General features: G+C 43.5%; 18 protein-coding genes. 11 read left to right on the forward strand and 7 right to left on the reverse strand.

The annotated features are described in order from the left end of the window. The first annotated feature begins 57 nt into the window (after positions 1-57). The 9 genes from ACRWP9_RS03890 (at position 58) to ACRWP9_RS03930 (ending at position 13788) form a co-directional block, all read left to right on the forward strand. Positions 58-642: a Maf family protein gene (locus ACRWP9_RS03890; RefSeq protein ID WP_434927955.1), complete on the forward strand. Its 585-nt coding sequence runs from the start codon at positions 58-60 to the stop codon at positions 640-642. Between the two features lie 100 nt (positions 643-742). After that, positions 743-2233 (forward strand): ribonuclease G, encoded by a 1491-nt coding sequence (gene rng, locus ACRWP9_RS03895; protein ID WP_434927956.1) that lies wholly within the window; start codon positions 743-745, stop codon positions 2231-2233. After that, entirely contained in the window at positions 2233-6486 is a 4254-nt protein-coding gene (locus ACRWP9_RS03900) for a YhdP family protein (RefSeq protein WP_434927958.1), read from the forward strand. The genes rng and ACRWP9_RS03900 overlap by 1 nt, the downstream gene beginning before the upstream one ends. Continuing rightward, complete coding sequence (locus ACRWP9_RS03905) at positions 6410-7243, forward strand: carbon-nitrogen hydrolase family protein (protein WP_434927959.1); 834 nt, start codon at positions 6410-6412, stop codon at positions 7241-7243. The genes ACRWP9_RS03900 and ACRWP9_RS03905 overlap by 77 nt, the downstream gene beginning before the upstream one ends. 38 nt (positions 7244-7281) lie before the next feature. Continuing rightward, positions 7282-8730, forward strand: coding sequence for a metalloprotease TldD (gene tldD, locus ACRWP9_RS03910; protein WP_434927960.1), 1449 nt, complete (start codon positions 7282-7284; stop codon positions 8728-8730). Between the two features lie 403 nt (positions 8731-9133). Then, positions 9134-10480 (forward strand): TolC family protein, encoded by a 1347-nt coding sequence (locus tag ACRWP9_RS03915; RefSeq protein WP_434928916.1) that lies wholly within the window; start codon positions 9134-9136, stop codon positions 10478-10480. Further along, positions 10467-11447, forward strand: coding sequence for an HlyD family secretion protein (locus tag ACRWP9_RS03920; RefSeq protein ID WP_434927961.1), 981 nt, complete (start codon positions 10467-10469; stop codon positions 11445-11447). Before ACRWP9_RS03915 ends, ACRWP9_RS03920 begins: the two co-directional genes overlap by 14 nt. A 2-nt stretch (positions 11448-11449) precedes the next feature. Then, positions 11450-12646, forward strand: a complete 1197-nt coding sequence (locus ACRWP9_RS03925) for an ABC transporter permease (RefSeq protein ID WP_434927962.1) — start codon at positions 11450-11452, stop codon at positions 12644-12646. Then, on the forward strand, positions 12643-13788 hold the full coding sequence (locus ACRWP9_RS03930) for an ABC transporter permease (RefSeq protein ID WP_434927963.1): 1146 nt from the start codon (positions 12643-12645) through the stop codon (positions 13786-13788). The genes ACRWP9_RS03925 and ACRWP9_RS03930 overlap by 4 nt, the downstream gene beginning before the upstream one ends. A 221-nt stretch (positions 13789-14009) precedes the next feature. Here the strand turns inward: ACRWP9_RS03930 and ACRWP9_RS03935 are convergent, their stop codons facing one another. Both ACRWP9_RS03935 and yjgA read right to left on the reverse strand, forming a co-directional pair. Continuing rightward, positions 14010-16493: an Ig-like domain-containing protein gene (locus tag ACRWP9_RS03935; protein WP_434928918.1), complete on the reverse strand. Its 2484-nt coding sequence runs from the start codon at positions 16491-16493 to the stop codon at positions 14010-14012. Between the two features lie 105 nt (positions 16494-16598). Next, the gene (gene yjgA / locus ACRWP9_RS03940; protein ID WP_226411671.1) at positions 16599-17129 is read right to left on the reverse strand and encodes a ribosome biogenesis factor YjgA; all 531 of its coding nucleotides are present in this window, start codon (positions 17127-17129) and stop codon (positions 16599-16601) included. Positions 17130-17276: 147 nt separating this feature from the next. On the opposite strand from yjgA, the gene pmbA reads away from it, so the two are divergent. After that, a complete protein-coding gene (gene pmbA / locus ACRWP9_RS03945) occupies positions 17277-18635 on the forward strand; it encodes a metalloprotease PmbA (RefSeq protein WP_434927965.1) in 1359 nt (452 codons plus the stop codon). A 100-nt stretch (positions 18636-18735) separates the two neighbouring features. Here the strand turns inward: pmbA and ACRWP9_RS03950 are convergent, their stop codons facing one another. The 5 genes from ACRWP9_RS03950 to cutA all read right to left on the reverse strand — a co-directional run bounded on the left by ACRWP9_RS03950 (position 18736) and on the right by cutA (position 25181). Continuing rightward, positions 18736-19764 carry an aldose epimerase family protein gene (locus ACRWP9_RS03950; protein WP_434927966.1) on the reverse strand — a complete coding sequence of 343 codons (1029 nt, stop codon included), beginning with the start codon at positions 19762-19764 and terminating at the stop codon, positions 18736-18738. A 41-nt stretch (positions 19765-19805) separates the two neighbouring features. Beyond that, complete coding sequence (gene galK / locus ACRWP9_RS03955) at positions 19806-20951, reverse strand: galactokinase (RefSeq protein WP_434927967.1); 1146 nt, start codon at positions 20949-20951, stop codon at positions 19806-19808. Positions 20952-21145: 194 nt separating this feature from the next. Continuing rightward, a complete protein-coding gene (locus ACRWP9_RS03960; protein WP_434927968.1) occupies positions 21146-22825 on the reverse strand; it encodes a cation:proton antiporter domain-containing protein in 1680 nt (559 codons plus the stop codon). A gap of 170 nt (positions 22826-22995) precedes the next feature. Next, entirely contained in the window at positions 22996-24861 is a 1866-nt protein-coding gene (locus ACRWP9_RS03965) for a protein-disulfide reductase DsbD (protein WP_434927969.1), read from the reverse strand. After that, the gene (gene cutA, locus ACRWP9_RS03970) at positions 24858-25181 is read right to left on the reverse strand and encodes a divalent-cation tolerance protein CutA (protein ID WP_226411661.1); all 324 of its coding nucleotides are present in this window, start codon (positions 25179-25181) and stop codon (positions 24858-24860) included. Before cutA ends, ACRWP9_RS03965 begins: the two co-directional genes overlap by 4 nt. 204 nt (positions 25182-25385) lie before the next feature. On the opposite strand from cutA, the gene ACRWP9_RS03975 reads away from it, so the two are divergent. Then, entirely contained in the window at positions 25386-25952 is a 567-nt protein-coding gene (locus ACRWP9_RS03975; protein ID WP_434927971.1) for an FxsA family protein, read from the forward strand. Positions 25953-26000: the final 48 nt, after the last annotated feature.

Raw genomic sequence — 26000 nt, forward strand, 5'->3', positions numbered from 1 at the left:
ATTTATTGATACTATAGCTGCTCATCAGGGGCTGATTTTAAAGAGAGTGTAATTCAAATGACTTGGGTTTTAGCTTCCACTTCACCTAGACGAAAACAACTGTTTGCCCAGGCCGGATTTTCAATTGCTGACTTTTCCTTTGAGCAGGTGTCCCCTGATATTGATGAAACGCCATTAGCGAACGAGTCTGCTGCTGATTATGTGGTTCGTCTTGCGTTAGAAAAAGCGCAAGCTGGATTGTTATTAGTGCCAACGCTAACAGATGCCAAGGTGTTAGGATCAGATACTTCAGTAGTGCTTGAAGGCAAAATTTTGGGTAAACCGCAAAATGCTGCTGATGCGAAACATATTTTGCGTCAATTGTCAGGTCATACCCACCAGGTGATGACAGGTGTCGCCATGACCGATGGTACACATGCGTATAGCCGACTTTGTGTTACCGATGTGACCTTTTGTCATATTACCGATGACGAAATTGACACTTATATAGCCACTCAAGAACCAATGGATAAAGCCGGTGCTTACGGTATTCAGGCGCTTGGAGGTTGTTTTGTTGAGACGATTAAAGGCAGTTATTCTGCCGTTGTCGGCTTGCCGTTAGTAGAAACACGACAATTAATGCAGCTAATGGCTCAACCGTGAATACAGAAATAACACACAAATCATTTTAATTTTCATGTTAGCTCTTTACTCATCATTTAATTGAACAAGAGCAAGCATGTGGCCTGAATACTGGTGGCTTATGAATATCAAAGCACAGCGTAAGAAAGGATCGGAATTACTGATAAATGTCACACCTACAGAGGCGCGCGTAGCCTTAATCGAACATGGTGTGTTACAAGAAGTGCATATTGAGCGTCGGATGAAACGAGGCCTGGTTGGTAATATCTATAAAGGTAAAATCAGCCGAGTTTTACCCGGCATGCAGGCTGCTTTTGTGGATATTGGCTTAGATAAAGCCGCATTTTTACATGCCTCAGACATAGTGCCGCACACAGAATGTGTCGCCGATGTTGAAAAAGGCAACTTTGTCGTGCGTGATATTGCCGAACTTGTCCGCCAGGGGCAAGATATTATGGTGCAAGTGGTGAAAGATCCGCTTGGCACAAAAGGCGCTCGTTTAACCACAGATATCACCTTACCGTCTCGCTACTTAGTCTTTATGCCAGGTTCAAGCCATGTGGGTGTATCACAACGAATTGAGCTTGAAGATGAACGCGCCCGTTTGAAAAATATTACCTTACCTTATGTTGATGAAGATGGTGGTTTTATTATTCGCACCGCCGCGGAAAATATAGGTGAAGATGAACTGGCACAAGATGCGGCTTTTTTACGTCGGGTGTGGGCTAAAGTCAGTGAGCGACGTAAGCGCAAAGGGGCTTGTTTACTTTACCAAGACTTAGCTTTACCGGTGCGCATTATTCGTGATTTTGTTGGCACTGATCTTGACAATATTAAAGTCGACTCTCGACGTACTTTTGCTGAACTACAGCAATTTGCGCAGGAGTTTATGCCTGAAATCGCGCAAAAGATTGAGCTTTATGAAGGTCCTGCGCCCATTTTTGAACTGTACGATGTTGAAAATGAAATTCAGCGAGCACTAGGCCGTAAGGTTGAGCTTAAATCCGGCGGGTATTTGATTATCGATCAAACCGAAGCTATGACAACCGTTGATATTAATACCGGTGCATTTGTTGGCCATCGAAATCTTGAAGAAACCATTTTCAATACCAATCTTGAAGCCACTCAAGCTATTGCTAAACAACTTAGGTTACGTAACCTAGGTGGTATTATCATTATCGACTTTATTGATATGCTCAGTAGCGAACACCAGGCGCGGGTATTAGAAAGTTTAAATGCCGCACTCGCGTTAGACAGAGTAAAAACCAGTGTCAGTGGCTTTTCAGGGCTTGGGCTGGTGGAAATGACCCGCAAGCGAACCCGCGAGAGCTTAGAGCATGTCGTGTGTGGTGAATGCCCAGCCTGTTTAGGTACAGGTTCTATGAAGACAGTAGAAACCGTCTCTTATGAAATTTTCAGAGAAATCATTCGTCTCAATCGTGCATACAAAGCAGATGAGTTTTTATTGTATTGTTCACCTGCGGTTTATATGAGCTTTAGTGGTGATGAAAGTCATTTATTGGCTGAGCTTGAGGTATATATAGGTAAACGTATTCGTCTGCAAAATGAAACCCTGTACACTCAAAATAAATATGATGTGGTGATGATGTAGTGTGGTTACCACGTCTGACAGCTATTGGGCGCACCAGCTTACAAGTACTCGCTATTTTGCTAGTACTTTTTGCGCTTGGGGTCAGTCTTATTCGTGGCTTGTTACCCCATATTCCAGAAGTTCGCCAAGAAATACTGGTTTATGTGGAAAAAAACTATGGGGTAAAGCTGCAGCTGGAGGGATTGTCAGCCAAATGGCAAGCTTATGGCCCAGCGTTAACTGTTACTAATCTGGTGTTACCACCGCAAGATAATCTACCGATAACCTTAGTCAGTGAACAGGTCAATATCAAACTCGATTTTTGGCAATCATTACTGACGTTATCGCCTCAAATAGAAACGGTCAGTTTTGATAAGGTCCGTATCGCAATCGATGTCGATAAATTATCCAATCAAAGCGGGTCACCAACACCCATAGCCAATATGGATTGGCTGTATGCTTTTTTACTCGAACAATTAAACCATTTTTCTATTAATGATGTTTCGGTACAACTGAACAGTTCTTTGCATAAATTTCGGCCTATTTTTGTTGATAACTTAGTTTGGCTCAATCAAGGTGACGAGCACCGTGGCGAGGGGAGCTTATTTGTTGATGATCAAGCATCTGATAAAGAGTCGTTATCATTACAAATTGCATTACAAGGTAATGGCTATCAGCCTGAATCGATAAAGGGTGATATTTATATTGCCGCCGCAGCACTCGATATTGGTGAGTGGGCCTCAAGGCGCATTAATCCCCAAAATGATGTAAATAGTATCAGTTTTCAAGGTGTGGTTAATTTTGAAGCCTGGTTCAGTTTCGCCGAACGTAATATTCAAGATGGTCAGTTAATATTTCAACCAAGCTGGTTAGAATGGGATGATAAACGCCCTAAAACCGGCGGGATTTTTGACACAAGTTTCGATGTCATATCGAATACAAAACCTGATAAAGAAGCAGAAATAACACAAAATGCAGTAAATGCAGTTGAAGCTCGCAATACACAGCGTTTCGATATCAAAAATGGTCAATTAACCTGGCAAAATACCCCTGAAGGATGGCAGATTCAAAGTCATCAGTTAGCCATTGAGTCAAATCAACAAACCTGGCCCGAACTGAGTTTATCGCTGGCGTATCATAACGCGCAATTGTTTGGTCAACTGAATAAAATTAACTTAAATAATCTTACCCCGTTATTACCGCTAATCCCCAGCGTGGGCCATGATGATGTGCAGCTGTGGCGGGATATTAATGTGCAAGGCGATATCGGCCCCATAAAGCTTTATAAAGCCAAAGATAAACCTTGGGCGGCATCAGCTAGCTTAAGTCAGTTAACATGGCAAGCATTTGAACAGTTACCAGGTCTAAGTCCCGTTGATTTACATTTATCCTGGGCAAATAACACCTTACAGGCAGATCTGCCAGAGCAAGATTATAATATAGATTTTGCAGGCGGTTTTAATCAACCTTTACAGTTAACCGGTCAAACATTATCGGTTAGTTTTGATCTTAAAGACATGCGACTCACTGCGCCAGATATTGCCTTTTATAATGATGACATTCGTTTGCAGGCAGCGCTTAATCTTCATCTTGGCGATAATCCTTATATGGCGTTAGCGGCTAATCTTGATATTAACGATGTGGCTAAAGCCAGTGATTATTTTCCTTTAATGGCGATGTCGCCTAGTCTTGTCGAGTATTTAGACAGCGGCTTACTGGCAGGGCATATTGAACAGGCGAATGTACTGTGGCGAGGCGCTTTTAATCGTTATCCCTATGTTGATTTTGATGGGGTATTTCAAGCTGAGTTCAATATTAACCAAGCCGAGTTTAAGTTTCAGCCAGATTGGCCTGCGGTAAAACAGCTAGATTTATATGCTTTTTTTGAAAATAAGCTAATGGATCTCACCATTAACTCAGGCAAGTTAGGCCAGGTGGCTGTTGATGGCACCAAAGTGTGGATCCCTGAGCTAGGCGCTAAGTCTTTGTTGCGAGTTGATGCTGATTTATGGATGGATGCACAAGCGGCAGCGCAAGTTATTAACGCCTCACCACTTAAATCGAGCGTGGGCTCAACCCTTGCTGTCGTGCAGGTTAAACAAAACCTGAATACGTTGTTAGAACTGTCGATTCCGTTATTTAAAGGCGAAAATCCGTTAATTAAAGGCACCGTTCGTTTCGAAAATAATCCGGTGTTTATTAGCCAGCCAGGTGTTAATTTAACGCAAGTCAATGGTGATTTAAGTTTTGAAAATAACTTGGTCACAGGAAAAAACCTAAAAGCTAAACTATTTGGTCAGCCGCTGCAATTTAGCTTTGCCACTAAAGAAAAAGGCCGTCAGCTAGCGTTAGATGTCGACTTTAGAGGCAATATGGATATTGCATCTTTACCGACATCTTTTAATCATCCGCTGAGCGATTACTACCAAGGTGCTCTCGATTGGACAGGCCAGTTAATGATGATGTTTGGCGATCAAGGCTATAGTTTGCGCGCCCAAGCAGAAACAGACCTTCAAGGGGTAAGTGTGTCGTTACCCGCTCCCTTTGCTAAAACCGTTGAGCAGTCGCAAAAATTGTCTGCGGACATTATGGGTGACAACAAACAAATTACAGTCAATGTTAAGCTGAGCGACCAAGCTGAATTTTGGGGTGGCCTAGGGGATAAAGACGGTAACGCTTTGCAGTTTTATGACTTAATGTTAGGGCGAAACTTTAAGTTTGGTGACACATTGAGCCAACAAGATGGCGTTATTCATATTGACCTTAAGCAAGCCAATCTAACCGAATGGTTGCCCATTATTCGCGGTTTTACTGCATCGACAGCAGAAACTGTTGTCAGCGCTAACCTAGAGCCATTGGTTGCATCAAAGTCGACGTTTCCTGCTTTAAAACAAATTAATGCCAGTATTGATCAGTTCAATTTACTTGCGCAAAACTTTGAACAGCTAAAACTGACAGCCAGTCCCATCGATGAGGTCTGGCGATTTAATGTCAACTCGACACAGTTTGAAGGGCGAGTTGATTTTTATAAAAACTGGCGGGAGCAAGGGCTTAAAATTGTGGCCGACAAGCTGCACTTAGCACCCGTTGTAAAAGACAGCCAAGATGCAGAATACAGCCCCGACACTCTGCTTGATAGTTTGCCGCCGCTGGCTATTGATGTTGACGACTTTACAGTCTTTGATATGCAATTTGGTCATCTGCAAATGCAAGCCAATCCTTATGATCAAGGATATCGTTTTCAAACGGTGTCATTAACGCACCCAGTATCTAATATTAGTTTACAGGCCAAAGGCGCATGGACCAAAAATAGCATCGGCACTATGACTCAATTTGATGTTAAATTGAATGCCGATAAGTTTGATGATTTATCAGCATTGTTAGGCATTAATCCTGGCTTGCAAGATGCACCTTTAGGATTTATGGGTGATTTTTCATGGCAAGGTGCGCCCTATAACTTTTCGCTTGAAACCTTAAATGGCAAAATTAAATTTGATATGGGTAAAGGGCATTTGTCGGAAATAAGTGATAAAGGGGCGAGAATATTTTCACTTTTCAGCTTAGATTCTATTTTACGCAAACTGTCATTTGATTTTTCAGACGTGTTTGGTTCAGGTTTATATTTTAATAGCTTTAAGGGTAACTTAGACATCAAAGATGGCGTGGTTAAAACCACCGACACAGAAATGGATGCCGTGGCGGGCAATATGAAAGTGCGCGGTTATACAGATTTAACCACTCAAAGCCTAAATTACGACATCCGCTTTATGCCTCAATTAGCATCCAGTGTGCCAACCGTGGTATTTTTAAGTACTAGCGCCTGGACATTAGGTATTGGTGCATTTGCACTGACGAAGGTATTGGAGCCAGTGATTGAAATTATTTCTGAAATAAGATTTCGCTTAAAAGGCACCATGGATAACCCTGAACTCCAAGAGTTAGAGCGCAAAAGCAAAGAGATTGTTATTCCAGAGTCGATATTACGTGAGAATGGTATTTTTCCGGGCCCTGAAGATGTGACTGCCGATGGCAAAGGCACACAAGAGCCATTATCAAAGGGTAAAGCTAATAGTACAGCGCCTCAAGCGCCAGCCACAAAAGACGCTGAAACTCAATCAGAAAACGAAACCGGTGATAAACCATTAACCGCCCCCAGTGTTAATGCCAGTAGTCTGCGATATTTGAAAAGGGACAGTTATGCAAATCAGTTTGTTACAATGTCAAAGCAGTCGAGACGTTCAGGCCAATCTGGCTTTTATCAACGCGCAGCTTAACCTATTACCTCGACAACCTTCACAACCGCAGTTAGTAGTTTTACCTGAATGCAGTTTGTTATTTGGCGGTCATGAGTCACAGCAATTACAATATGCAGGCACTGATGACAACGGTGAACTTAAACAAGCATTAGCCGATTTAGCACAAAAGCATCAGGTTTATATGGTCGCAGGGACGATTCCAATGCGTGCCGATGACCATAGGGTTTATAGCCGCAGTTATTTATTCAATGATAGTGGTGAAACCTTAGGCTCATACGATAAGCTGCACTTATTTGATGTAGAGGTTGCCGACGGCACTAAGACTTATCGTGAAAGTGACACCTTCCATCCAGGTTCCCGTATTACGGTTGTTGATACTCCTTTTGGCAAGGTTGGCCTAGCGATTTGTTACGACATTCGCTTCCCTGATGTGTTTCGTGCACTGCGCTTAGCCGGAGCTGATATTATTGCATTACCTTCGGCCTTCACTAAAGTGACCGGAGCTGCGCATTGGCAAGTATTGTTACAGGCCAGGGCAATTGAAACCCAATGCTACCTACTTGGCGCAGGGCAATGGGGGCAACATAATGAAGGTAGCCGAGAAACCTGGGGCCACAGCATGATTGTTGACCCCTGGGGGAAAGTGATTGCCGAACTACCCGAAGGGTTAGGTTGGGTTCAAGCCGAGATAGATTTAAAACAAGTAACAGAAATTCGCCAACAAATGCCTGTGTTAGGGCATAATCGTTTTATTGCTCCCGCGCTGGCTAAATAGAAGCTGCGGGTTGATTAGATTGAATAAAGAGAATATGAATGCCTTTTTTATCGCAAGTTGAGCAAAGCTTATTTCAAGGTGGACTGACAATCGATGGCCTGCAAGATTATTTAGCCATCATTCATCAACATCAAATTGACTTCTCTGATCTGTATTTTCAAGGCAGTCGCCATGAGTCCTGGGTGCTAGAAGATGGCATCATTAAAGAAGGCAGTTTTCATATTGAGCGGGGTGTGGGCGTGCGCGCCATTACCGGCGAAAAAACCGGTTTTGCCTATGCCGATGAAATTAGCCCAGCAGCATTAGATGCAGCAGCACGAGCGGCCCGCGGTATAGCTATTGCCGGTGAACAGCACAAAGTCAAAGCCTTTAGCCGCACTAAAACCATTCAACTGTATGATAGTGCAGACCCTATCGCGGCGATGGATGAAGTTAAAAAAATTGATTTGTTAAAGCAAGCGGACGCGTATATTCGCAGCTTAGATAGCCGTGTTATTCAAGCTGTGATCAGTTTATCTGGCGTGCATGAAGAAATTCTCGTCGCGGCCAGTGACGGTACTCTAGCTGCAGATGTGCGCCCATTAGTGCGTTTTAACTGTAGTGTTATTTTAGAAGAAAACGGCAAGCGTGAACGCGGCAGTGCTGGTGGCGGTGGTCGACATGATTACAGCGTATTTTTAACCACGGACGATGCAGGGCTGCCACACAGTTTTGAGTTTGCCCGTGAAGCAGTGCGCCAGGCACAAGTTAACATTCATGCCGTCGATGCCCCTGCCGGCGAAATGGCTGTGGTGTTAGGTAATGGTTGGCCAGGAGTATTATTGCATGAAGCGGTAGGGCACGGTTTAGAGGGTGACTTTAACCGTAAAGGCAGCAGTGCTTTTAGTGGCAAAATAGGTCAGTCAGTCGCATCAAGCTTAGTGACCGTAGTTGATGATGGCACCATGAAAAATCGCCGTGGCTCATTAAGTATTGATGATGAAGGTGTACCCACTCAAAAAACCACCCTGATTGAAAACGGTATCTTAAAAGGCTATATGCAAGACAAGCTTAACGCCCGATTAATGGGTGAGGCCTCTACCGGCAATGGCCGCCGTGAGTCCTATGCACACTTACCTATGCCTCGTATGACTAACACGTATATGGAAGCTGGCCAATCTGATCCTGCCGATATTATTAAGTCGGTTAAAAAAGGCATTTATGCGCCTAATTTTGGCGGTGGGCAAGTGGATATTACTTCAGGTAAATTCGTGTTCTCAGCTTCTGAAGCCTATTTGATTGAAAATGGTGAAGTGACTAGAGCGATCAAAGGTGCCACCTTAATTGGCAACGGCCCAGAAGCTATGAGTCAAATCTCTATGGTGGGTAATGATCTTGCTTTAGACAAAGGTGTGGGTGTGTGTGGTAAAGACGGTCAAAGTGTGCCTGTTGGTGTGGGTCAGCCAACCTTAAAGTTAGACAAGCTCACTGTAGGCGGTACGGCTTAATTTATCGCCATAATTGATGTCATCGTCCACCTCAAACTGGATTGTGTTTGAGGTGGATAATATTCATGACAGCAAGCTTAGCGGTTCAGGTCCAAGCATAAACCGCCTCTAACGGGAGTTAAGTGCACAGACTTAACATCTATGGCCATTAGAGAGTGGCAGTAATCAAAGAGTCGGTTATAATTCATTTATATTATTAGAGCAAAAACTCTACACGGTGATGAACGACATGGAACTACAGATTAGCTCACAGCAAGTTTTCGCGACTTCAACACTGACCCGTTTGTCTGGGTTCATCAAGGCTGCTGTTATTTTACTGCTGGCCAGCGTCAACCATGTGAGTGCAGCGCAAGATCCTCAAACTTCCCCCATAGGTATTTCTCAAATACAAGCTTCGAGCACCATGAGCTTTGAGCAGGCATGGCAAAACTTATTAAAAGTGAGCGACACCTTACAAGCCAAAAAACAGCAAGTGAATCGCGCACAAGCGAAACAAGATGCGGGTAAGTCATTAAATTATCCTGCTGTCGATATTGCTGGTTCTTATACCCATTTAGAAAAACCAATTGAGCTGGATTTAATGGACTTAAATCCGATAGCCGGTCTTGACCCAGCGCAATTGCCACCCGCAATAGGCGGTATGTTAGCCACCATTCCCGCATCAGCGTTTGTCACCCCTTTTACCGAGCAAGATGTGTTTCGCTCAAGCCTACAAGCTATGTGGCCAATTTATACCGGGGGCAGAATTACCGCTGCTCAAGGTATTCAGGCTGCCCAGGTTGTTGAAGAGCAACAGCAACTAGCGTTAAGTCAGCGTGATTTATTTACCCAACTGGTTGACCGCTATTACGCGGTGGCAGTGACCCAAGCACTAGCAGATACCCAATATCAATTAGTTGAATCACTAACGATGCATGAAGATCATGCTAGAAAGTTAGAGCAACAAGGCCAAATTGCCAAAGTTGAACGCTTAAATGCCCAAGTCGCATTAGAGAATGCCAAAGTCAATTGGACCCGTGCCAAGCGTCAATATGAAATGACCGAAATAGCCCTTGCCAGTATGATGCATCAGCGCCAGATTTCACCGACGTCGGCTTTATTTATCCTTAATACTCAACCTGCGTTATCGCGCCTGAGTCAATTGACCTTATCGACTCATCCAGCGCTAAAATTGCTCGAGGCCAAAGAAGTACAAGCCAATGGCCTAGTGGATTTAGAGAAGGGCAGCTATTACCCAACGGTATTTCTATACGGCAATTACACCTTATACGAAGATGACAGCTTATTTTCACAGGTGGAACCCGATTGGATGGTTGGCGTTGGCATAAAAGTGCCACTATTAAGCCGTGATGGCCACAGTGGTAAGGTGCAAGCGGCCAAAAGTGCCTTATTACAAGCAAGACACACCAAAGCACAAACTCAACTTGATTTAAGTTTATTGGTTGAGCAGCAGTACCGCCAAATGATGCAAGCCATTGAAGAGATTGATGCTTTAGATATTTCATTAGCGTTAGCAGAGGAAAACCTGCGCTTACGTGAACTCGCTTTTAATCAAGGACTATCGACATCCATTGACAGGGTCGATGCCGAGCTTAAATTAGCAGCGGTTAAAACCCAGCAGTTAGGTGCTAAATACCGTTACCTACAAACCTACGCCAAGTTGATGGCGATTAGCGGTCAGTTAGATGAGTTTATTGCACGAACCAGCCCAGTTATCACTTCACAGGAGAACAATAATGCGAGTAAATAAGTTTTTAGCGGTCATCGCATTATGTTTTCTGGGAGTATTTCTAGCTTATGGGCTTTGGCTGGCCTACACGCCTAAGCCACAGACGCTACAGGGCCAAATTGAAGCGCGCGAATACAATGTGTCATCCAAGGTGCCGGGACGCGTTGAGCAAGTGATGGTTCGCCGGGGTGATATAGTGACTCAAGGTGATTTGTTATTTGCCATTAGCAGCCCTGAACTGGATGCGAAGTTGATGCAAGCAGAGGGCGGCCGAGATGCCGCTAAAGCGATGCAAACCGAAGCGCAAAATGGTGCCAGACAACAAGAAATTACCGCTGCTGAAGAGCAATGGCGTAAAGCCAAAGCGGCTAATCAGTTAATGCAAGCCACTTATCAGCGGGTAGAGAATTTATTCACCGAAGGTGTCGTTGCTAGACAAAAGCGCGATGAAGCCTATACCCAATGGCAGGCTGCAAGATATACCGAACAAGCCGCATTGGCGATGTTTCAAATGGCACAAGAGGGGGCGCGGGTAGAAACCAAAGCCGCAGCGGCGGGTAATGCACGCATGGCTGAAGGCGCGGTACGTGAGGTCAATGCCATTATGGCCGATAGCCAGATGCGTTCGCCTAAAAATGCTGAAGTCAGTGAGGTGTTATTGCAAGCGGGTGAATTAGCCCCAAGTGGTTTCCCTGTTGTTAGTTTGATAGACATGCAAGATTCATGGGCTATTTTACAGGTTAGAGAAGATCAATTAGCCGATTTTAAACAAGGGCAGCTAATTAAACTGACTGTGCCAGCTTTACAGCAAACCTATGACTTTACTGTCGATCATGTCAGCGTGATGGGGCATTTTGCTACCTGGCGTTCAACAGAAAGTGGCCATGACTTCGATATGCGCACTTTTGAGGTTGAATTAACCCCAGTAACTCCTATTGCGGATCTTCGTGTCGGTATGTCTGTACTGTATCAATATGACGCTGAGTAATCATGCTAACCATGATGGATTTCGTTAAGCGAGAGTGGCGGACACTGTGGCAATCACCTTGGCAATTAGCCTTAGTGACCTATATTCCTATTGTGAGTGTACTGTGCTTATGGTGGTTATTCAGCGCCGGATTGCCCAGGCAATTACCCGTTGCGGTAGTTGATTTAGACAATAGCCAAATGTCCAGAATGCTCACCCGAAAAATGTCGGCCAATGCAGTGATGAAACTAGAGTCATATGGACAATTAGATCTCGCCATCAAGGACATGCGCGAAGCGAAAGTGTATGCAATGGTGGTGATTCCTTATCAGTTTAAATACCAATTATTGACCTCAAAATCTCCTACAATTGATATTCGTTACAACAGTCAATATTTGCTGGTGGGTAAACTATTATCTAGCCAAATACAGATGAGTTTAGGTGCCGGACTGTTTAAAAGTGCTGAACAAAAGCTATTAATGAGCGGCGTCAATCATGCCAGTATTGCGGTAAACCTATCGCCAGTAACGAGTCAAACTACCGCCTTATTTAATCGCAATAATAACTATGTTGGTTTTTTGGTGCCGCCAGTGTTAATCGCACTATGGCAATTACTGGCCATGATGGTGTTTTCTAATGCACTGAACAAAGAGCTGATTACGGTAAATAATCAAGTCACCTTACCGCAGGATTTGTGGATAAAAGTATTGGCTAAGTGCGCAGTATTTTTACCCATCATGCTATTGCACAGTAGTTTTATTTTATTGTTATTGTACCAATATTTACAGCTACCTTACGCGGGTGCATTAGGGGTACTCATCATCGCCCAAGCCATTATGCTAATAGCGTTATGGTTAATAGTGACGGTGATCTTCCTGATGATGAAAGATTCGGCTCGCTGTGTCAGTTTTTGTACCGCATTATTTGCCCCAGCCTTTGCGTTTATGGGGATAACATTTCCGGTCAATGAAATGCCAGAATTGGCTCAATATTGGCGCTTGTTAATGCCATCGAGCCATTATATTGATTCCCATGTCAGTGTGGTGAGTTACGGCGCAGACAGCGCCTTAGTCTTGCAGCAACTGTCTTCCTATTGGATGTTTATTTTCATTCTTCCTGTAATAGTTGGGTTATGGCATCGCGCACCTAAATCATCAGGTGACACACTGGATACAGGCTTGCTGGATAGCAGCTCGTCAGTAAAGTCGGAGTTTATATGACATTTTGGGCGCTTTATTTTGCTGAATGGCGAGCACTTCTAGCCGATAAAGCCATTGTGGTGACCCTATTTGGTGGCGTGGTATTTTACTCTGTGTTGTATCCACTTCCCTATTTACATCAAGTGCCTACCGAACAAACCATTGTGGTAGTCGATCAGGACAACTCTTCGCTGAGCCGAAAGTTAACCCGCCATGCCGATGCCAGCGCCAAAATTCATATCATTGCCCATGCCAATAGTATTGACGAAGCTAAGCAGCTTATACAACAAGGTAACGCCTACGGTTTATTGGTTATTCCCGAAGGATTTAGACGCAATTTACTATTAGGCAAAGGCGCTACGCTGAGTTATGGCGGTGATGCCAGTTACTTTTTGATTTACTCAGCCGTTGCTGAAGGGTTAGTCGCTGCGGGTATGGATGCGGGTAAGCAAGTGCAACTAATGGGTTTATTAGCCCGTGGTGAAAACCCTACACTTGCAGATCAAAATATCAACTCGGTCAATATTAACGCCGTGCCGGTTTTTAATCCTAGTTTGGGTTATACGCCTTATGTTGTGCCTGGGTTGTTTATATTGATTTTGCATCAAACATTACTCATTGGTACAGGTATTTTAGGGGCAGGGCAGTGGCGCAAAAAAGGCTACTGGCAGCAAGTATCACCTATGGCAATATTCAGCGCGAGAATGGCGATGTTTGTCAGTTTATATAGCGTATTTAGCAGCTTTTATATTGGTTATTGTTTTTATGCTTATCAGGTCACTGTACTTGGAACATTAGCAGAAACGGCACTAATGCTGCTGCCCTTTTTATTGGCAACAACCGCTGCAGGTATTACATTAAGCTGCCTGTTTACCCGACGAGACTTACCGACTCAAATCTTTTTACTGTCATCAATGCCAATCTTGTTTGTTGCAGGTTTCGTGTGGCCAATAGCATTAATTCCAGAGCCACTCGTGTGGATGTCACAGGTTATTCCAGCCATTCCTGCAATTAATAGCATGTTGACGTTGAATCAAATGGGCGCAGACTGGTCGGCAATAATGCCGCAATGGTTACAAATGTGGTTGATGTTTGCGGTGTTTAGCGGGTTGGCTTTAGCGGGTATTAGACGTCGCCAAAAAGAAGTAAACCAGGCACATTAACAGGTAATAATACCTTGTATCTGCAGTGCTATATTGAGATTGAAGTTAACTTAGCTCTTAGGTAAGAGCTAGGCACAAAAGTAGTTTAAATTGATTAGGCATAATCATCATAATCACCAAGCACTTATATCGCCTCCTAACAAAAAGCCCACCGAAGTGGGCTTTTAGAGTTAGCCAGCTAGACACTAAGTGTCAGCTCAATCTGCATTTGCTAAGTTTGACTACAGCAAAGTTACATTAAAGTTGGTTTCAGTGATAATGCCGCCTGGAGTGGTCACTGTTACCGTGACCCTACTGACTCCCGTTACACCGTTATGTTTTAATATGAATGAAGTGCTAGTACCACCGGCAAGCGTGCGGTTAGGCACAGTATAACCGTTAAATAACACCTCGCCCTCAGTCGCGGTAACTGCGACTGTAGTCTTGGCAGGTAATATTTGGTTAGCAGTATCGGTAAGCTTAATTGTGAATGTTGAGAGGCCATTGACAGCGATAGGGGTAATATTACTAAAGTTAGTATTTAGCGCCGTGCCATCTTGGTTAAATTGCATCACTGCAGTTGAACCAGACATAGTAAGCACAAAAGCCTTACGGATATAGGTTTTATTGGCTTGACCTATCCCGCATATGCCGTCATTGCGAAGACATTGTGGTCCATTAAATTTAGCGTCGGGACCAGTGTAGGTACTGGCTAAAGTGTTAAAGAATTTTTCGCTGGAATCAAAAGCACCCGTCTCATTATCATCTCTAAACGCGTCGCCTAAATCGATAAAGCCAGCTGGGTGATAAGTTTCAATGTCCATACCATTACCTTTACAGGCAACTGGATTATTGCTGGCATTTAAACAAGCTAATGCAATTGCACCACCATCTTCATCACCAAACATATTATCGCCATCGGTATCAAAGAAAGTTTCATGGCCTAGTGCATAGGCTAAAATTGTCACCCTATTATCAGTGACTCTCGGGTTGGCTGATGTCCAGCTGACGTTACAGGTTCCACCTTTAGTAGAGCAAGAGGGCTGTATTTGGCCGCCTTCAGCGGTGAAGTTAACCACAGTGTCGTCGGGCGCAGGGTTCCCAAAACTATCTGATGCGTAAACCGTAATAGTGACTTGCTTGCCATTTTGATTGCCTGCCTCTGGGTTGTATTCCGAGGGTGAAATACTAAAGCCAAGCTGCTGTGGTAAACCAGTATTCACCGTTAACTGTTCAGATTGGCTGGTAATGACTTCATTAGTGTCGATGTCGGTTGCTTTGGCAACGACCCGCACAGGCGTTGGTACAGTACCTGATAATACTCGAACGCTGGCTAGACCCTGTGCATTAGTAATACTTTTATCGGTTTGCTGGCCATTTGCAAAGCTTAAGCCGCCTATTACAGTATCAAGATTGAAGTTGACGGTTTGCTGCGCAGTCGGTTGACCATTGGCACTGGTGACCATAAAAGTCACTAATGATGACTCGCTTGAGCCAGTACCTCCAGCGCCTTTAATACGAATTTGATCTGGCTCTGCAGAAATAAAGCTTAAGCTTGCTAAGGTTTGACGGCTTAAGGTGAAGTCTATACTCGCCGTTAATGCTGTGGTACCAACCATTGCTGTTGCAATGATTTGATCGCTACGTTCACTATTGCCGCTGCAGCTGGTATCAGAAAAAGTCGAACCAGCACTGCCCGATAACGTTGTTACAGGCGAGTCTAAGCTGGCTTTATTGTTGGTTGAACAGTCAGAACTGAAAGTGACGCTAGTTGGTGTTTGTAAACGGCTAAAAGTGCCATCGATATTGTCGGTAACAATAGTGGCTGTTACGCCAAATGTGCCGCCAGCGCTGACTTTATAAATACCGTTAGTATCTGTGGGTAATGTGGTGTTCAGTTCACCTTCATAAAATTCGGTAGCAGATACCCAGCGACCCATTTTTAACAAACCTGTTTGGGCGACATCATCTGCGGTTAACACTTCGTAAAAACTTGAGCTAGTGACCACCTTGCCTTGGTAATTAGTGCTCACCGCTAAGGTGCTGGCACCTAAATCTGTTACGGCGGGTGTATAGCTCACCACAGCTTTACCGCTACTATTAGTGAGCGCTGTTGCGGGTGATAAGCTGGCACTGCCGGCAGTAAAAGTCACCAATTGATCGGCGATACCTTGGTTACTGCTGTCTAATAGGGTGGCTTGTAACTGAACCGCTTCATCAACCTTAAAGCGTGTGACTGTGCCCGAAGCATGGTTAATACTGGCTGAAATGGTGACCGACTCTGTCGTTGGTGAAGTAGTTAACGCTAAAAACTCAAAATTACGACTGGCACTGACCACATTACTATTAGCAGGGTTGAATTGTACGCTTAGCTCTCCTGCATTGGTCGTACTTGAGCTAATGATGGAGCTTGCTTGACCATTAGCATTGGTGAGCTTTGAGGCAGGTGAGGCACTGCCAAAAGGTAGAACAAAATTGACTAGTTGTCCCGATGCGAGTGTATTGCCATTTTTGAGGGTGGCAACCGCACAAAATTGTTCATTAAGATAAAATGATTGCTGGCTTGTTGCGTCGCTACATTGCCCATCTACAACCGCCTGAAAACTTAAGCTAATGGCATAGTTTTCTGTGGTTGTTTCTGTCTCAGTGCCATCAGCGGCGCCATTGCAACCGCTGATAAGTAAAGATGAAGCAAAAATTAATGGAATGCTGCGACTCAAAGTCATTATTCGCATGGGTAACATCCTAGTATTATTGTTATTCAGAATCTAAGGTAAATTGCTGTTTACTACTTACTCAGTCCGTTTAATAACACCCCAGCCAAAAAATGACTAAGTTATTTCACTGCGCAAGTATTTAAACAGTTCTTTGGCTGATTTAGACTCAGGGCCTTGGGTCAGCTCTTTATTGGCTTGACGCACTAATTGACGAAGCTTTTGACGATCAAGTTGTGGATGGTCATCCATCAATGTTTGAACTTCAGTGTCACCATTAGTCAACAAACGATCGCGCATTTTTTCGAATATCTGTATTTGCGCAGCTTCATTATTGTTCTTATTCAACACTTTATCCAGTGCTGCTTCAATAGGTTCGTGATCAAAGTTACGCATTAATTTGCCTATGTACTGCAAATGACGACGATAAGCTTCAGTTTTTTGCTTAATGACTTTGCTTTTTAGTACAGCATCGTACAAAAATTCGTCTAACCCCATTCTGTCTAACTGCGTTTTACTTAGTGCCACCAAACGCATGCCTAACGCCTGCGCCTCTTCACTTTCTTTTTTAAATCCAGTACGGCTGACGTATTCTTCATCGTTGTCATACGGTTGCTGAAAGTGCTCAGAATCACCAACAATTTTCATAATCTTAAACCTCAAATAAATATCTGCTAATGATAGCATTTATTTTGCAGTTGTATCGGGGAAAAAAGGTCAGCAAAACGTGTTGTTATCAATCGTGAAATGAATTTGCTATGCTAGCGTTAATTTAGGCCATTTAAGAGACTATTTGTGACTTCTCATCAAGCACCTCCAGCCACTATTGACAGTGAATTATCGGCATTAAAGCAAGCAGTCAGTGTTGCGCTTGAATACGCCAAAGAATTAGGCACTACTGCGGCGGAAGTCGCCATTAGTAAGCAGCAAGGCCTGTCAGTTTCTACCCGTAATAAAGAAGTTGAGACCGTCGAGTTTAACAAAGATGGTGCTTTAGGCATTACCGTATTCCGTGATGGCCGTAAAGGTAACTCTTCTACTTCAGATTTAAGCCCGGAGGCAATTAGACAAGCGGTTAAAGCGGCCGATGATATTGCCAAATATACCTCTGAAGATCCGTTCAGTGGGTTGGCGGATAAAGCCTTGATGGCACAAGATATTCGTGATTTACAGCTGTATCATCCGCAAACATTAACCGCTGAAGAGTTAACTGAATTAGCCATTCGCGCCGAAGAAGCCAGCTTATCAACCGACCGCCGTATAAAAAGCTCCGATGGCGCCACAGCCAATGCCCATACCAGTGCCAAAGTGTATGGCAATAGTCATGGCTTTTTAAATGGCTATTGTAGTTCGCGTTACAGTTTAAGTTGCGTGGCGATTGGTGAAGAGTCTGATGGCAATATGCAGCGCGATTATGACTATACCGTTGCCCGTAAGTATCAAGACTTATTAAGCCCTGAAGCGGTTGGTAAACAAGCAGCCAATAAAACCCTTAGCCGTTTAGATGCACGTAAAATTGCCACCGCGAAAATGCCGGTACTGTTTGCGCCTGAAATAGCCACTGGCTTGATGGGACATTTAATTGGTGCAATTAGCGGCAGTAGTTTGCATCGTAAGTCGAGCTTCTTGCTCGATTCAATTAACACGCAAATTTTTCCTGAGTGGTTCAATATTGAAGAGCAGCCTCACTTAATAGGCGCATTAGCGTCAGCCAATTACGACAGTGAAGGTGTTGCTACTCAAAGTAGAAAAATTATTGATAATGGTTCATTAGCTACCTATTTATTGACCAGTTACTCGGCGCGTAAATTAGGTTTGACCAATACCGGTCACGCTGGCGGTATTTATAACTGGACGCTTAGCCATACAGATCAAACCTTTGATGATTTAATCAAAGCGATGAACACAGGTTTGATTGTCACTGAAGTGATGGGGCAAGGCGTTAATGGCGTAACGGGCGATTACTCCCGTGGCGCTGCAGGGTTTTATGTTGAGAACGGTCAAGTGATGTTCCCTGTGGAAGAAATCACCATCGCGGGTAATTTAAAAGACATGTTTATGGGCATTCAGGGCGTGGCTAAGGATCGTGATTTACGATCGTCGATTCGCACTGGTGGCATTTTACTCAGTGAAATGAAGATCGCAGGTAACTAATACGGTCTGACTGACATGACCGTTAGCAAAAGTGATTTAAATTAAATAAGGGGTAAGTGAAAACTTACCCCCTTATTTAATTTTATTGATGACTAAAGGTTTATTCTATTGAAAACTCATAACGTGAAATATGGTGATAAACTTCATTTGGCATTAGCCAAGCATTACCCGGTAAATCAGGCTGATTAGGTGAGTCTGGTAGCATCTGCGGCTCAATGCATACCGCTTGATGGTCAACTAATATCTGCTGCTTTTTAGCCACTACACCGTTTAGGAAATTAGCACCGTATAACTGCACCCCAGGCTGGTTGGTATACACCGTCATACTGGCACCGCTAACCGTACTGGATAACTTACCAAAACGTTGTAATTCACCCCCGGTATTATCCATTACATAGCAATGATCAAAACCATTGGTTGCAGCAAGCTCTGGGCGTTGTGTTTGTACTACCATTGAGGTTGTGTGAGCTAAATCTAAATCGCTGCCCGCGGTGGTCAGTAATGCTGTGGGTATACCCACCTCATTCATGGTCAGGTATTGCCTAGCATCAACTTGTATTTGATGGGTAGTATTGGTCACACCGCCGTCTAAATTAAAATAACTGTGCTGGGTGAGGCTAACAGGGCAGGCTTTATCTGTTGTGGCTAACATTTCAACATACAAATTATTACCGACTAATCGGTAATCTAATTGGACTCTGCAATTTCCTGGAAATCCCATATCGCCATCAGGACTGTGTAAGGTCAAACGCACCCCGTCACTTGTCGTCCCCAGCTGCCAATGCTTACGGTTAAAACCTTCCATACCGCCGTGTAAACAGTTAGTTGCCTGGTTAACACTTAATTGATACTCAGTACCGCCGTGGGACATTTTGCCATTGGCGATGCGATTGGCGTATCGACCTGCAATAGCCCCAAGGTGGGCTGACTGAGCCAGATAATCTGCCACACTGTCACAACCGAGTACCACGTTTTGGCGCTCACCATTTTTTGTCGGTACCCACAATGATCTGATAATGCCGCCTAAACTTAAAATTTCCACTGCGATTGTGCCATTGTCTAAACGGACTCGTTCAACTTCTCCACCGCGGGGATCTTGCCAAGATTCAAGCACACTAAAACGTACCATTGAGGCCTCTCTTATTATGATGTGTTAGATTATTTTCGGGATTATTTGCTTATCCTGCCTGCGCCAGCACTGGCTGAACATAAATGGATTTTGGCTTCTAAGCCTGTTTTTTGGGTGTATTGTTGTTCAACTAAATTGATCACATTATCTGTTAATTCATGCTCGATTAACGCGATAACACAGCCGTCGCTCATACGCACGCCGCCGCGTTCACCTATGTGCTCGGCTATCATTGACACCAATATATCGACTTCAGGTAATATCACTTCAAAATCATCACGCAATGACTGGTGAGATTGCGTCATTAATTGGCTAAAGCGGGCGATATTATTTTGCTCAAAGGCACGAGCAACATTGCTGGCGCGGGTATTTTCAGTGATAACGTGGCGAGCGCGTCTAAATTGCTCAGATGACAAGGTGTCTCTGCGTTGCTCTAGGTATGAGGATGATAAATCGCGTAAGGAATCTAAACCTAATAAATCAGTAATGATGGAACATTCTTTTTTACGTTGCTCAAATTGCATCATAAAGGCTTTACGATTAATGCCGGGGTCAATCACGATAATGCTTAACTCTTCAGGAATTAATACAGTTTCACTTTCTAACTCTAAACAATCAATTAATAAGGCGTGATCTTCAACGGCTAACGCGCTGATCATTTGATCCATAATGCCACAGTCATGGCACATGTATTGGCTTTCACCACGTTGAGATAATTGAGCAATGGCTAATGGAGACAAATGTAATTGGCTGGCATAACTGATGGCGGTACCAAAAGCGACTTCTAATGCCGCGGATGATGAAAGGCCCGCGCCCAATGGCACATTGCCCACAATCGCCAAGTCCAAGCCTTTAGCGTGCAGGCCAGAGGTGTGCATCGCTGAGGTGACACCTTTTAAGTAGTTAGCCCAATCGTCATTAGAAGACACAGTGCCTTCTTCGCCAAAGTGCCATTGCTTAATTTGTCCTGGAAAGGCATCTGTTACCGCGCGAAATAAATCATCTTCCCGGTGTTTTACTGCAATTACGGTATGAAAATTAATTGCTGCGGGCAGCACTAAACCTTCATTGTAATCTGTATGCTCACCAATAATATTCACCCGCCCTGGTGCTTGGTATAAATCGTCCGCTTTTGTGCCGAAAGTTTGCACAAATAATTTGGTAGCACGTTGAGCAGGGTTAGACATACTTCAAAAATTTCCGACAGACAGTGATTTAAGTTATTACTTTGATTTATATCACGACTTTGTAGCTGCTGTAACTGAGATTTTTTTCACTATCTGAAAATTGAAAATACGCTGACAAAAACAAAAACGCCCCGAAAAAATTCGAGGCGTTATATATTGACTATTACTACCTTAAATGACGCAAGTGTTTAGCACTAAACTTGGCCATTATTGGTTGAGCTGCTAGTTGAATCAGTTGCATTATCCTGCATTGCCTCACTGGCAACCTGCTCCGCACGGTTAACCTTTTCTTGAGGTTCATCAAGATGCTCGTAAATCACATGATCAACAAAACCAGCACCTGCGGCTTCATAAAGGTTATAGGCACTGTCGACTCCTGCTGCATTAAGGGCTTCTGCATCTTCGGCATATTGTACAATCGCGCTGATTTTTCCACCGTAGTTGAGCTTTTTAAGTTGCTCTACGGCAAACAAATTACCAACGTGATGGGGGATGGCCAGTAATACCAGTTCAAGATTCGGCGCACGTTCTAGTTTTTCCCAAAAGTCAGTGTCACCAGCATCACCTTGGACGACATTACGGCCCTGGCTGCGGTGAAAGTCAACTAACTCCTGTTTATGCTCAATGCCTAATATTTCGCCATCGAAACGCAAACGCAATTCATCATAAGCACCACTACCAATACGGCCCATACCAAAGATTAAAAATCGCGGATTACCAATTTTTATTTGACGATCTTCTGGATGTAATGGATGTTTCTCAAGTTTGACTAAGTGGCTTTGGAAATGCTGATAAATTTTATTCACACTGCTGTTAAGCGGCGCAGCAAACAAAAAGCTAATACTTAAGGCAACGGCAATAATGATTAACCATGATGCTGGCAACCAGCCTTTATGTGCCGCTACTGCGGCGACAATTAATCCAAACTCACTGTAGTTAGCCAGATTAAAAGAGGCTAATAGTGAGGTGCGTGAGCGCAACTTAAAGCGAGTGAGTAAATACATAAACATGGCTATTTTTACTGGTACTAGCATGACTAATATGCCAGCCAAGCCAATATCTGACCAGGTAGGTAGCCCATTTAGGCCTATGGTAAGGAAGAAGGCGACTAAAAATAGTTCTTTAAAGTAGTACATGGATTTAGCTAATTCAGACGACTTTGCATGGCCTGCTAGTAAAATACCAATAATTAATGCCCCTAAGTCGGGCTTCAAGCCAACGGCTTCAAATAACCAAGCGCCGACCACTAATGCCATCACTAGGCCAAACAGCACTAACATTTCACTGTGGCCCACTTTGTCGAACACTTTATAAATAAGCGGTCGAGCAAAGGGTAATAACAATAATCCTAGCGCCCAAATAGAGGGCACATCGCCTTTTGATATGGTTAAAAACACCACAGCGAAGATATCTTGCATAATCAAGATACCAATAGCGACACGACCATACAGTGACTTCATATCACCATTATCTTCGATCACTTTTACCGCAAATACGGTACTTGAAAAGCTTAATGCGAACGAAATAAGCAGTAGTTGATTAAGGGTATAGCCTTCTAGTTGCTCTAACCCCGCCATGCCTAATAATTTTAATATCGGAATGAAAAAGATAATTGAACCAATTAAATGAATGCTAGAAGTGGCCCACACTTCGGCTTTAAATAAGCTTTTTAAATCCAGCTTTAAACCTATTGAAAATAGCAGTAAGGTCACGCCTAAATTAGCGAGTTGTTGTAAAAGAGGCAGGCTGGTGTCTTGAATACCAAAAGTGAATAGCACAAACCCAGCAGCTAAATAACCAATAAGCGGCGGTAAGCCCACTTTACTGACCAAAAGCCCACAGAGTAAGGTGATAATTAATATGGCCGGTTCCATAGTACTCCATCATGGTGAATTAAGGCAAAGATGCTTAACATTGTATAAGAAAAACCAGCATTTGGGGAAAATGATGCTCATAAAACAAAACAAGCGACCTGAGTGAAAAGTCGCTTGTTTACATTGGTAGATGTTTATTGTGTCGATATTGTCACTAGCTAAGAGGTTGTTTACTCTTTAAGCAGTAAATCCAAGTGATTAGCGAAATCTTTAGGACCCATAAAGCCAGTGACACGAAGATCATCACGGATATCACCGTTTTTATCAAACATCAGCAAAGTAGGTAAACCAAGCACACCGTAATGCTCAAGTAACTCGATATCAATAGCATCACTTTTGGTCACATCGGCTTGCAAGATAACCATTTTATTCATGCGTTCAAGCACATCAGCATTGGCGAATGTAATCGCTTCAAACTCTTTACAAGCGACACACCAGTCAGCATACAAATCTAACATGACAGTTTTACCACTGATGCTGGCTTTATCTAACTCAACCGCTAAATCATCTAACGATTTAATCTTAATAAAGTGGTGCGCATCAGCTTGGGCTGTACCCTTGTTCGCCGTTTGGCTAACCCCGGGCACCTGGAAGCCAAAGTGACTCATCACAGCTTGAAAACCATAGGAAAAACTGGCAAGTAAAGCGAGTAATAATAATACTCCACGAACAGACTGCTTCCAGTTAAAGGCGGTTAACTTGTTCTGATGCATTAAATAACCGACTAAGCTAACAGCCCAAATTGACCACAATACGTCAGACACCAGCCCTACCCAAATACGACCAATCATCATGATTGAAACCGAAATTAGCAAGAAGCCGAAAATAGTTTTGATAACATCCATCCATGCACCGGCGCGAGGGAGAATTTTGCCACCGGAAGTACCGAGTACTAATAACGGCACGCCCATGCCCATGCTTAATACATAAAGGGCGAGGAAGCCCTGTAATAAGTCCCCGCTTTGAGCCACGTAAATGAGTGCGCCTGATAACGGTGCAGTCGTACAAGGCGATGCCACCAAGCCTGAAATCACCCCCATAAAGAATACGCCAATCAAGTTGCCGCCTTTTTGGTTGTTTGACATGGCGTTCATTTTTTCTTGCCACTTTGACGGCAGTTTTAAATCATACATGCCAAACATAGATAAGCTGAGCAGTACAAACATCACCGCTAAGAAAATCAAAATAGCAGGGTGTTGCAGCGCCGCTTGAAACTTCATTCCGGCACTGGCTACTACTAGGCCCAATAATGAATAGGTAATCGCCATACCTTGTACATAAGCCATCGATAACGTGAAGGCTTTTGCAGTAGACAGTTTTTCACCCTGGCCGACAATAATACCCGATAAAATAGGGTACATTGGGAACACACAGGGTGTTAACGCTAGGCCAATACCTAAACCAAAAAAGATCGCCAAGGTCCACAGTAAGCTGTCATTTTGAAGCATTTGGCTTAAGGTGTCTTGTTGGGTAATCGGGCTTTTAGTTGCTTGTTCAGCCGTGTCGTTGATCGATACTTCTGGTGCGCCAATGACTTTTTTAGCTTGAGCCACTTTGCCATCGTTAGCGGCAACTTCCGTTAAAATCACATCACGGGTGGTTGGCGGATAACACAAAGTCCCTTCCGCACAACCCATAAAGGTCACTTTAAAAGTGCCTTCTTTACTGGCTTGTTTAATACCAACAGGGATTTGGACAAACGAGTAAAATACCTCTTGTTCGCCAAAGTATTCGTCGTTATGGATTTTTCCGCGGGGTAAATTAATCTCACCAATAACCGCGCCGTCGGCTTTAAAGGTCAGTTTGTCACGGTACATGTAGTAACCGTCAGCAATCACCCAGCTAATGAGTAACTGATTGCCTTGCTGCTTAAAATCGAATGAGAATGCTTCATTAACCGGCAATAGCTCAGGTTCACTGCTTAAAAAATCAAACTTACTTTTACTAAATACCCCTTCACTTTGCACCAGTGGTGAGAAAGCGATTGAAGACAGTAAAAGTAAAGATGTTAAAACAAAGGCGAATATTTTTTTCATGATTGAGTGGTTTCTTTTATCCATGTTAAATAAGGCGCTAACCCATGAGTAATAGGGGTTGCGATTAACTCTGGTACTTCATAAGGATGCAATTGGATCACCAATTGTTCAATTGCTTGATAATGTAACGCGCGACATTTTATCTGCAATTGTACCTCTTGAGACTGACACACTTGGTTATCCCAATAATAAACCGACACAATAGGTTGGCTAATTTGCACACAGGCAGCAAGCTTGGCATTAATTAATGCCTGGGCGATACTATCGGCAGTGGCCTTATCGGGACAGGTTGAAAAAATCAGTAAATAATCAGCTTCCATTGTATCTCGGTTAAACTTAACGTTAGCTTAAGCTAAAATAGTCAATATCGGCTTACTGTACGATTTTTAGCAACAGATTTCACTGTTATGTTTGAAATTCGTGACGTCTCTTGAAAATAGACCGGACAAACCCCATATAGCTTTCATCGACAGCAGATTATTTGCCAGTTATTGGGTAAACATCATTCTTATATCGAGGTTTACATGTTTTTGATTTTATTATTAGTGTTCGTTATTGTACCAGCCTTAGAACTGTCGGTATTAATTCAAGTTGGTGATGCACTTGGTGTATGGCCAACTATCGGCCTAGTATTTTTTACTGCCATTGTTGGTGTGTCATTGGTAAGAAGCCAAGGTTTGAACACCCTAATGACAGTGCAACAAAAAATGGCACGGGGCGAAGCGCCAGGACAAGAAATTGTAGAAGGCATGATGTTAGCGGCCGCCGGTGTATTGTTGTTAATTCCGGGCTTTGTCACTGATGCGATAGGATTATTGTTGTTAACCCCTTTTACCCGCTCGCCTGTGGCGGCATTTATGTACAAACGATTACAGTTGAGGGTGATGGCTAACGGCGGAGTACACGGCGGAGTACACGGTGGATTTGGTCAGCAAGGTCCGTTTAATCAGGGGCCATTTGGACAAAACCCTTTTGAGCCACCGCGTGATCAAGACAACACCTTTGAAGGGGATTTTGAGCATAAAGACGACCCAAGCCAAAAACGTCCTGAAACGCATCAAATAGACAATAAAGACGATACTAAAAAGTAATTTATCAAAGGTGTGAGCTAAAGTGATCAGCGCTCTATTACTTCACCT

Origin of the sequence: Shewanella sp. HL-SH2 (genome assembly GCF_051164935.1) — a bacterium.
In the GTDB taxonomy this organism is placed as follows: Bacteria; Pseudomonadota; Gammaproteobacteria; order Enterobacterales; family Shewanellaceae; genus Shewanella; species Shewanella glacialimarina.